This is a genomic window from Mesorhizobium sp. Root157, from assembly GCF_001427385.1.
Classification (GTDB): domain Bacteria; phylum Pseudomonadota; class Alphaproteobacteria; order Rhizobiales; family Rhizobiaceae; genus Mesorhizobium.
Genome location: NZ_LMGJ01000022.1, coordinates 1 through 9374, shown reverse-complemented (window position 1 = coordinate 9374; position 9374 = coordinate 1). Strand labels below are relative to the sequence as shown.

At 54.7% G+C, this 9374-nt stretch carries 14 protein-coding genes; 5 read left to right on the top strand and 9 right to left on the bottom strand.

The genetic code is table 11. From position 1 onward, the window contains the following. Nucleotides 1-335 precede the first annotated feature (335 nt). From mcrC to ASD64_RS21020, 3 genes are all read right to left on the bottom strand, one after another. Nucleotides 336-1442 (bottom strand): 5-methylcytosine-specific restriction endonuclease system specificity protein McrC, encoded by a 1107-nt coding sequence (gene mcrC, locus ASD64_RS12245; RefSeq protein WP_056105488.1) that lies wholly within the window; start codon nucleotides 1440-1442, stop codon nucleotides 336-338. A 2-nt stretch (nucleotides 1443-1444) separates the two neighbouring features. Further along, nucleotides 1445-3775, bottom strand: a complete 2331-nt coding sequence (locus ASD64_RS12240) for an MrcB family domain-containing protein (RefSeq protein ID WP_082549978.1) — start codon at nucleotides 3773-3775, stop codon at nucleotides 1445-1447. Between the two features lie 338 nt (nucleotides 3776-4113). Further along, a complete protein-coding gene (locus ASD64_RS21020; protein WP_156460126.1) occupies nucleotides 4114-4509 on the bottom strand; it encodes a hypothetical protein in 396 nt (131 codons plus the stop codon). A 56-nt stretch (nucleotides 4510-4565) separates the two neighbouring features. On the opposite strand from ASD64_RS21020, the gene ASD64_RS12235 reads away from it, so the two are divergent. The 3 genes from ASD64_RS12235 to ASD64_RS12225 all read left to right on the top strand — a co-directional run bounded on the left by ASD64_RS12235 (nucleotide 4566) and on the right by ASD64_RS12225 (nucleotide 6006). Then, on the top strand, nucleotides 4566-5012 hold the full coding sequence (locus ASD64_RS12235; protein WP_056105486.1) for a universal stress protein: 447 nt from the start codon (nucleotides 4566-4568) through the stop codon (nucleotides 5010-5012). 74 nt (nucleotides 5013-5086) lie between these two features. Continuing rightward, complete coding sequence (locus ASD64_RS12230; protein ID WP_056105485.1) at nucleotides 5087-5536, top strand: universal stress protein; 450 nt, start codon at nucleotides 5087-5089, stop codon at nucleotides 5534-5536. A 26-nt stretch (nucleotides 5537-5562) separates the two neighbouring features. Then, nucleotides 5563-6006, top strand: a complete 444-nt coding sequence (locus ASD64_RS12225) for a pyridoxamine 5'-phosphate oxidase family protein (RefSeq protein WP_056105484.1) — start codon at nucleotides 5563-5565, stop codon at nucleotides 6004-6006. Nucleotides 6007-6018: 12 nt separating this feature from the next. Here the strand turns inward: ASD64_RS12225 and ASD64_RS12220 are convergent, their stop codons facing one another. The 6 genes from ASD64_RS12220 to ASD64_RS12190 form a co-directional block, all read right to left on the bottom strand. Continuing rightward, the gene (locus tag ASD64_RS12220; RefSeq protein WP_056105483.1) at nucleotides 6019-6225 is read right to left on the bottom strand and encodes a hypothetical protein; all 207 of its coding nucleotides are present in this window, start codon (nucleotides 6223-6225) and stop codon (nucleotides 6019-6021) included. A 250-nt stretch (nucleotides 6226-6475) separates the two neighbouring features. Beyond that, nucleotides 6476-7219 (bottom strand): hypothetical protein, encoded by a 744-nt coding sequence (locus tag ASD64_RS12210; RefSeq protein ID WP_056105481.1) that lies wholly within the window; start codon nucleotides 7217-7219, stop codon nucleotides 6476-6478. Next, nucleotides 7216-7458: a hypothetical protein gene (locus ASD64_RS12205; RefSeq protein WP_156460125.1), complete on the bottom strand. Its 243-nt coding sequence runs from the start codon at nucleotides 7456-7458 to the stop codon at nucleotides 7216-7218. The genes ASD64_RS12210 and ASD64_RS12205 overlap by 4 nt, the downstream gene beginning before the upstream one ends. After that, nucleotides 7455-7859, bottom strand: coding sequence for a twin-arginine translocation signal domain-containing protein (locus tag ASD64_RS12200; RefSeq protein WP_056105479.1), 405 nt, complete (start codon nucleotides 7857-7859; stop codon nucleotides 7455-7457). The genes ASD64_RS12205 and ASD64_RS12200 overlap by 4 nt, the downstream gene beginning before the upstream one ends. Further along, nucleotides 7856-8194, bottom strand: coding sequence for a hypothetical protein (locus ASD64_RS12195; RefSeq protein ID WP_056105478.1), 339 nt, complete (start codon nucleotides 8192-8194; stop codon nucleotides 7856-7858). The genes ASD64_RS12200 and ASD64_RS12195 overlap by 4 nt, the downstream gene beginning before the upstream one ends. A 30-nt stretch (nucleotides 8195-8224) precedes the next feature. Further along, nucleotides 8225-8485: a hypothetical protein gene (locus tag ASD64_RS12190; RefSeq protein ID WP_056105477.1), complete on the bottom strand. Its 261-nt coding sequence runs from the start codon at nucleotides 8483-8485 to the stop codon at nucleotides 8225-8227. A 108-nt stretch (nucleotides 8486-8593) separates the two neighbouring features. Here ASD64_RS12190 and ASD64_RS20665 point away from each other — a divergent pair, with 108 nt between their 5' ends. Together ASD64_RS20665 and ASD64_RS12185 are read left to right on the top strand one after the other, a co-directional pair. Beyond that, nucleotides 8594-8824 (top strand): helix-turn-helix domain-containing protein, encoded by a 231-nt coding sequence (locus ASD64_RS20665; RefSeq protein ID WP_082549977.1) that lies wholly within the window; start codon nucleotides 8594-8596, stop codon nucleotides 8822-8824. A 328-nt stretch (nucleotides 8825-9152) separates the two neighbouring features. Beyond that, nucleotides 9153-9332 carry a hypothetical protein gene (locus tag ASD64_RS12185; RefSeq protein WP_156460124.1) on the top strand — a complete coding sequence of 60 codons (180 nt, stop codon included), beginning with the start codon at nucleotides 9153-9155 and terminating at the stop codon, nucleotides 9330-9332. The last annotated feature ends 42 nt before the right edge of the window (nucleotides 9333-9374 follow it).

The window sequence follows — 9374 nt, the reverse complement described above, 5'->3', positions numbered from 1 at the left end:
ACAAACACCGTATTGACCCCAGCATGACTCGAAATCCATAATCAGAGGTGGCTCACTTCTCGATGGAAAACCCGGCTCACTTCTGAGTGGAAATCAACAATCAGACCTGCACCTGCTCAAGGCATATGTCTGTCGAGTAGATTCAGAACATGGCACCCCTCCCGCGCAGCGGGTTCGTGCATGAGAGCGCAATGCAGTCCTTTATGAGGCGTGGTGGGAATACCTTTATTGATATGGCGCGGGAGCGGGGTTTCGACCACTTAGAAGTCTTCGACTACCGCGCGATACTAGGTCGCAGTCGGCTTGTGTGCCACGGCTGTTTACCTGTCGAGACGCTACGTCCGATCACCTGCAACGCTCAATCTAGAGGTTTGCCGGGCAGCCACAGCATCTTTTAATGGGATTAAAAGCGACTTCAAGTCAGCATCTATCGCACGCCAGTCTTGATCGAGATTGATTGTTGCAATTCGAATGTCGTGACCCTGTATGTGATAGCTAGAATTGATACTGTCCCTGACGGCAGGATAAAGCAGCATGCCTTCGACCGCTTCATACTCGAACCCAAGTGCCTCGGCGTTCTTAAGATATGCAAAGAGCTGGTAGAGATTTCCGGAGCGGAAGCTCCTCGAACCGAACCGTTCCTGGAGGGCATCAGCGTAATATTTCGTATCTATGATGATCTGGCGGTTCTGGCTTTGCAGAAAAATATCGGTCCGCATTTGGGGAAGGCCGACAATATGTTCGGCAGATAGTGGCGTGGCGTCCCAGCCGAACTGCAGCGGCGAAACTCGAAAATGCCGTTGCTCCGAGCGGTAGAAGTTACGAACAAATGACTCGAAGACCATCGCCATTTTGCGCTCATCGCGCAATACATCCTCAAATCGATAATTGCTGCCATTTGCGGTCGGCAGCATCAGGTCAAAGGCAAGCTGGCAGATGCGCATCAAGAAGTCATAGTAGGCGTTGTTGCGGTGGAGCTGGACCCGCCCGAACTCCATCCGCGTGAGCCGGATGTCGCTTATTCCAGTCATAGTTCGACTTGCGACGCGCAACTGGTGCGCGAGAGCGGGCTCCAAAGTGGTTACACGGGCGAGCCTGTACATAGTCGCCTTTATGATACGGTTGTGCAAAACGTCGTGGCTGAGCTCATCGAATTCACAGACTAATCTGCGAATATTCTGCGTCTGCAAGGTCAGGCTCTGGTTGAAGGCTATTCGCCCTCGGATTGTTGCAAGGTCCTCGGTTGTGGGTTGATAGCCGCGATCTAAGCCGCGGCGCATAAGATGGCGCACGCCAGCAAGGAGCACACGGGCGAGAAGGTTGGGTAGATCAGGGCTGCTTTCCGCGCCCACATCAGTTGATCGTGCCTGCTCAAACCGATCCCAGGCATAGCAGAACATATAGTAGATGTTTTCAATGGGTATCTGCGGCTTCTCTGACATTTCTATCCGAGCAACCGCTGCGTCCAGTTCTCTACATTAGATGGTGCGTCGAACCAGTACTCGCGCAGCAGCGGTAAAATCTCGGTTTTGACGATGCGTTTATACCAATCCTCGCCACTTTCACCCGCAACAGGCGCTGCGCAAAAGAAGCTATGGCCGATCTCAAATCCTGGACCCAAATTGGCGATGTCACTGACGATCGTGGCATTCAATGCGCCTACGCGATTCTGGATCACCTTAACGATGCTTCCGGAAACACCGTTGCTAATCAACACCTCTTCAAACTTCCTCGTATGGATTCGAGCTGTTAGTTCCACAAACGCGAAACGCCTCCGTAAGGCATAGTCCACCACCGCGAGGGAGCGATCGGCTGTATTCATGAGCCCTAGCAGATGTACATTATCTGGCACATGGAATTCCGTATCACTGTAGGCGAGCGGCATCGCCCATTTGGAGCCCCGTTTGTCCGGCTCGATAAGCAGCATTAGCTCACCGAGAATCCGGCTCAGGTTTCCGCGATTGATCTCATCAATGATAAAGACGAACCGCTTCTTCGGCTCAGCAAGTGCTCGATTGCAGAAAGCGACAAACTTGCCCTCGCGGAGCGAAAAACCCTCTTCGGAAGGCCGGTAACCCTGCACGAAATCTTCGTAAGAATATGACTGGTGGAACTGGATGTATCCAACGCGGCGGGGATCTGCGGCCCCAATTAAAGCGTAAGCTAATCTCTGCGATGCAAAGGATTTCCCGACACCTGGAGGCCCCTGAAGGATGACGTTCTTCTTGGTTTGCCAAAGGAGCAGAAGTTCCTCAACCTCCTCGCGCTCCAAGAACAAATCTTGCAACGCATCCTCGAGACCGAAAGCCGGTGCTTCATCGAAGTTTGGAACACTCTTTTCAATAGTTTTGTCAGACATCGTATGGGCATCGACAATCTGCTTATAGGCATTAATTAGCGATGTTAGATATTCAATGACGTGCTCGTTCTCGGGCAAATCATCGCCAGCCAGAGGTAGATACGCAATCGTGCCGATTTCATAATTGCGCGCAGCTGATGTATCGGACTTGAGATCGATATCGTTGTTAAGAATAAAAGCGTCGGAAAGAAATTCAGCGATCGCTGGCCGGGTGGCTTCCGCCACCCGTACCATTTCTTCGGCCGCGCCGCGCTGCCCCATGGTGCTGACGAGATCCGTCATGCCTTGATTGAGCGTGAGATAAGTGACGGAAAGATCTTCCGAGATTAAAAAGACGATGTAGATGCCACGTTGGGTTGAGGTGGTGAGACGATCGTCCAGGATCGCGATCCATGGTGTCTTGGTCCAGCCACCTTGTCCGACACTCACCTTTACCTTAAGGGTTTCGCGTTCTGCAACTGGCGGTAAATTTTCAAGCCACTGCTTGATGGCCCGCATCGCGGAACCAAGCTCCCCACTGGTAGTGAACGGCCCAGCCCGGGCAGTATCATAAGCCTCGAGAAGGCGCGTTAGCACTTCCCTAAAACTCGGTCGTTCGCTTTTTCCAGATACCTGAGACGACGGCTTCCATTGAGATCTCAGATCATCCGAATAGAAATCGATGAGCTCTCCCTTCTCCGTTTCAAGCCGGCGTCGCAATTCCAGCAGGGCCCGGTCGAGATCCGATGCAGGGCGGTTATTCCATGCGGATTTCTGCTCAGAGGAGAAGTGCGCGAGAATGCCTACTTTGTCGGCTCGCGAGCTGATCCTCTCGAACTCATCCGGGAAAAGCAGGAAGGGTAGAATGTTGAGCAACTGGCGATTGCTCGCACCCGGTTGCTGCTCGAGCCATTCGACAAACTTCTGTCCATTCGTGAGAATGGCGCGCTGGATGCTAGTATCGAGTGCACGTAAAGCACGTAGACTGGTGATCAGAAAGGAAAGTTCGCGCCATCTATGGGTGTTGAAGGCTGTGCCGGCCGAACCAATACCTCCCAGAACGTCATCTACAAGAAAGGGTTGCGAGGCTGGCAATACCTCTGCCGACCATGACCAAATCTGAGTAATCATCTCACGCTTTCGCGCAGGTGTGATATTCGAGGGGAAAAGGTTGATCGCCCACATGAGTTCAGCCATCAACCGTTTGGCTTGAGGGGTGGCAGTTTCTAGTTGTGCCTTCAGCTTATCGAGAAAATTCAGCCCGCTCTCATCTGGATTCTGAACGAATTTTTGGTCGAGCTCATCGAGAAGCTCAGGTGTCCAGATTGTCTCCGATGGATCAAAGAGACTTTTCCCCCCAATAAGCGATTGTTCGCGCCAAGCATTGGCCGCTTCATACAAACGTAGTGGTTGATAGTGCGGATTAAAACTCGACATCGATCAATCTTTTCAACTTAGAATTGGCACGGTCAAGTCAGCTCGACCTGGTCGGATTCGGTCTGTGTCCGTTGCTCCTAGCCCAGTACCAGACCCAATGTTTGAGGTATTGCGCTTTGAAAACGCGGCTGGCAACCGATGGGTTATGGTCCAGAAAACCGGGGATGTGGTCTGCTTGACCAAATTTGAAGATGGTCTGTCCGTCGACAGGCAGTGAAAATTTCCGAAAACGCTGTCGCGGTAAAAAAATTCGCTGCGATATGGAAAAAAATCCCTGCACGTAGAGTCAATTACCTGCCAGATTCCGTCATATTTTCAGCTGGATAATTGAGAAGCACTCATAAGAATATGGTCAAATCAGCAAAAATTCCCTGCGAATTCCCGTTGTGCAGGGAAAAATGACCTGAGACTCCTTCGCTCAGGACTGCAAACACCACCATCTTCCAACGGTATCGTTCTGTTTTTGCTTTACGATTTGCCACGCAATAATGCCAACCCCACTTCTTTCCCCACTTTGCTCTTTCGTGGCTGGCTCTCGGTGCATCATTCGATTTATGAACTGAATTTCTGGCGGCTAGCTCGAAACAAGAAGAATTTTGCATTCGCTCATTTGACGAACTGACAAAACCGTTCTTGTCGGCGATGGGGTCGTTCGGTGGTATGCCACACGGTGAGAAACCTGAAGATGCGCCTCTTGCTTGGGCGCAACCGGATTCCTGTTTGATGCCGCGCAACGCTTCCAGAGCACGATCTAGTTACATGTTGAGCCAGACCGAACGAAGGAGCTCACATGTACAAGCACATTCTCATCGCGACTGACGGCTCGGAACTCGCTCGTAAAGGGCTGGAGCACGGTTTGGGATTTGCCAAGCCTCTTGGTGCAAAGGTAACGGTGCTGACTGTTTCGGAGCCCTTGCGCTCGGAAATAGCGCGCGCAGCCCGTCAAGGCGGTATCGACGACCCCGTCATTCGCTATGACCAGGAGATAGACGCTCTCATGAAGGAGCGCTTTGCATTCATAGAACAACGATCAGTCGAGCACGGTGTCGCTGTGGAACTAGTGCATGAGATAGACAACTCTCCAGCTGAGGCTATCGGCCGGCTGGCCAAACTGAAAGGCTGTGACCTTATCGTTATGGCGTCTCATGGGCGGCGCGGCATCGGCAGGCTGCTTCTGGGAAGCCAGACGGCGGAAGTCGTACAGCACTCGACCATTCCGGTGCTGGTCGTTCGTTAACTCATTCCGGTTCGCAAAACGGCACGGAAGTGAGGCAATGATCTGTTCACGGCAGATGATATGATGGGGCCTTCATGTACGACCACATTCTTATTCCAACGGATGGTTCCGAAGTGGCGCAGATCGGCGTTGACCAGGGCCTGATGCTGGCCAGAAAGCATGGCAGCAAGGTAACTGCCGTGACCGTTACCGAACCGCTTGGCGGGCAGTTTGCATTCGCTTCAGACCTTTGGGCGCCGAGCGAGACGGAAATCGCCGCATATGACGATGCCCAGCGCATGACTGCCGAGCGCATTCTGGCTACGGTAAAGGCTAGGGCGGAAGGCGCAGGCGTCCCTATCGAAACGATCCACATTCCATGGCGCTTGGCGGCAAGAGCCCTGGTGGAGATAGCGGACGAGAAAGGGTGCACCCTCATTGTCATGTCGTCCCATGGACGGACAGGCTTCAGCCGGGTCATGCTCGGCAGCCAAACAGCAGAAGTGCTTGCGACAGCAAAAGTGCCGGTCCTCGTTGCACGATAGCTGTTGCCGATAGCGGGGAACTCATCGTGATTATTGCTGCGCTAAATAAATCCGAATGCAAGGCTTTGCTGTCATCCGCCCGGCTGGGCCGCTTGGCCTGTTGCAACAATGGGCAGCCTTATGTCGTGCCCATCCAATTTGTTGCGGAAGGGGCCTATCTCTACAGTTTCTCCCTCCTTGGCCAGAAAATCGACTGGATGCGTGCCAATCCGCTCGTCTGCGTACAGGTGGATGAATTCGGCAAGAACCGTGAATGGCGTAGCGTTGTCGTAAACGGGCGCTATGAGGAACTGCCCGACCGGATAGGCTGGAAAACAGAACGCGACCACGCCTGGTCCTTGTTGAGCCAACATGCAAACTGGTGGGAGCCGGGAGGCATGAAGCCGGTTCCTGAAGGGGCAACCCCTCATCTGTTTTATCGCATCATCATTGATGAGATGACGGGCCGACGAGCGGAGGCCGTTTCCTGAAGCAGACCAAGACTAAGGCAAGTCGCACGGATCGTATTCCAGGTCGTTCACCGCATCGGCAAGATATGGCTCCAGCGGCTCAGGCTCCCGCTCATCGTCTTCAAGGTCGATGTCGCCGTCGATCTGATCGAGCAAGGCTAGAAGCCGCTCGATAGCGGCCTCAATGCGCTTGCGCTGGGTTGGCGTGACGAAGTCGGCCGGATTGACACGTTGGGTCATATTCCTGCCCTCGCGCTGATCCATATCCACAAGAAGCAGATCGCAAGGCCGACGATGGAGCCGAGAAGCATTTGCTCAACGGGGCGAAGGGGGTCTGACTGCGACCCGTTTTCGTGGGTCGGCAGAGGACCCGCCAATAACTTGGGTTTTTCGGCAACCCAGGTTGTGGCCTCAGCTTCCACGATCCTCCCGCCTGCTATCGTGAGAAGGCGAGAGGTCAGAAGCATGGCTATGGCAATGTAGAGGCGGATCAAGCGCATGACGAACCCTCCTCAGTCAGGTGATTGGCCAAGCCCAGCAACCATTCCCCTAGGTCACCGTCACCGGTGGCCCGATGGTGACCGATGACGTAAGCAACTCCGCGTTTCAGTTCTTCGATTGACGCATAAGGATGTTCGATGATGCTCGATATCGCCGCGAACGTGACATCGCTTGCCTTCGCCTGAGTTTTCTCGGCAGCTGCCTCGGCAGGCGTTCCAAAAGCATCGTCTGTGACCTTGCAGGCAGCGTCTAGCGCCGCCCATGATGCTTGATGAGCAGCAATCAGGGCATCCAATTGCGATGGCGCAGGAGTTGCCGGCTTCACCGCCTTCGCCATATCTCGCGCCAGCCGATAAAGCATCCGTTCGGCTACATCGGTCGGAATTGGATCGGAGACTTCGAAGTCCGATTGATCAAACGCGACAGCGGCGGCCTTGACGGCGAAGCCTTCCAGCGTCGTCGCCTTCGCTCGGTGGATCGCCTTCATGAGTTTGATGGCTTGGCTGTGCTTGGCAAGGAAACGGGCGTTCGCGCCACGATAGCCGCAACGCTTCATGATCGCGAAGTGGGCCTTATGGTCCTTCGGATCGTCCGTCAGGCCGGCGGCTTGCGCGAGCGCTCCGTATTCCTTGCGCAGCCGGATACGTTCCTTTTCCAGTACCAGGGCCTCGGCTTTCGCCTGATCGAACTGCTGGCCGAGTTCGATCAGCTTTGCGTCGGGATGCGCGTTCAATTCACACCCCCTTTCAGGCCTTCGTGGCTTTCAAGCGCGTCTTGAGCCGGCCCGATGAGTTCGGCGGCCAGTTGCAGGGCATATTGAATGTCCTCTGCGATCTGCGGGATTTCGTCTTCACCGCAATTCTGGATTGACCAGGCTGCGGTTTCACAGAGGCGGATGATGGCGCTGGCTTGGATGCAGCACTTGATCAGTTCATCGGCGCCCATGTCGCATTGGGGAACAAAGCGGCTCATGACTGTGCCCTCCCGTCGAGCCGGGACATCATCGCTACCGCACGACCTCTGATGCGCTGACGGAAGAACGCTTCGTCCATCGGGCCGTACCAATCCCGGCCATCGAAACGCTCGGCCCACCAATACCCACGAACCTTGCGGGCTCTGCAGACGAATAGGCGCTGCATCTTGTCCGTCATCGTGACGTAGGTGGCGCAATCTTCCAGTTCTTGGTCGTGGGTGTTGTAGATCACCACATCACCGGGGCGGACTAGACGATGCGCGTGATTATCATAGATCAGCAACCGGGCGTAGCGTTCATCTTCCGTATGGGCCGAGACAGCCACCGGAACGACAACCGTTGCAGCTACAGCGCCGGCCGCGGCGGAGTTACGTAGGAACAGGCGACGGGTGATGCTCATGACCGCACCGCCTTCCTGGCGAACATGCCGTCGTCGTTTTTGAGGCGCCCGTCGCCGGTAATCCCGATTGCCCTGCAGCCATTATGTCCGATGCCATCGCCGTAATCGGCAACTGCCATGACCGTGGCACGCTTGCCGCCGTCTTCGGAAACCAACCGCCTAAGCTCGCGAATATGCCATTCGGCTTTCTCGAGAGCGGTCATCTCCGGTTCGGCGGCAACCACAGGGGCGGCCACCGCGACAGCAGCGCCAGCCGTGGCCGTGGTGATGAGAAAGCGCCTGCGGTTGATTTCAGGCAAAGCGGTAGCGGTCGCCCGCGTGGCGTCGTTCGTCATGGTCAGGTACTCCTTGGTCTGTTGGGGGTGCTAGGCCGCTATACTGGCCAGTTCGGTTTCAAGGCGGCGGCGCATCGTTATCGTGTCGTAGCGAAGCGTCTTGAATTGCAGGGCGTCGATCTCATCCCGAATGAAAGCGGCGCGGCGCTCCTGGGCCGTCAGCCCCTCCTTGGCTTCGGCCCATGCTTTTTTGAGGCCGTGCTTGAGCAGGTAGACGTAGGACCATTGGCGGCCCTTGTAGGTCTGCGCGTACCGATGGGCGGCTTTCATGATGGCGGCGCGATCATACATTGTGTCACCTCTTAACGATAACGATTATCGTTAATAAGAACGTATATCGTTGCACCTAGTCATGTCAAACGATTTTCGTTATGGTGAGCGAAATAGGAGATACAGAATTTGCTAACGCCCTCGCAATGTAGAGCCGCCAGGGGATTGGTGGACCTTTCTCAACAGCAGTTATCCGACGCTGCAAAAGTCGGCCTATCTACTGTTCGGAATTTTGAAGCCGGGCGCTCAATTCCGGTTCACAATAACCTAGCTGCAATCATGCAAGCGCTGGAAGGCGCTGGCGTCCAGTTTATCCCTGAGAACGGGGGCGGTGCTGGCGTAAGACTAAGGAAAGATTGACCTCCCCGTTCCAGTCCCACACGGTCGCGTGGGCTCGGGGGTATATATGATGAAATCATTGGCGCTTGCCGGGGCGCTGCTGTTCGCAACCGGCTTCACACTTGTTCAGAAACCTGAGATTCCCTGGTCGCCTACCCCGATGCCGGTCGAGAGTTGCTGCAAGACCTGCTCCAAGGGGAAGGCTTGTGGTGACTCCTGCATCGCAAGGGACAAGCAATGCCACAAGGGACAAGGATGTGCGTGTGACGGGTAAGGGGCTGCCGCCTTCGTTTGGCTGACTGGACACTCTTTCAACGCTCTGATTGGATATGCGATGATGGAGGGTTCGATGGCCTTCACAATCGTTATGTCTGCAATGTTGGTGAATGCGGTTACCGCAGCCGGTGAAAACCTTTTTGCAGGAGAGGACGCTATACGCTGCTTTGTGCGTGGCGCATTTGGTGGCCTCTGTGTTGGTTTCCACGCGGAACTGAGCCGGTTTTTCCACCGAGAAGTGAGCCACCTCTGAGTATGGTTTTCTGATCAGGGTTTGGTCAAGGGATTGGCCTTT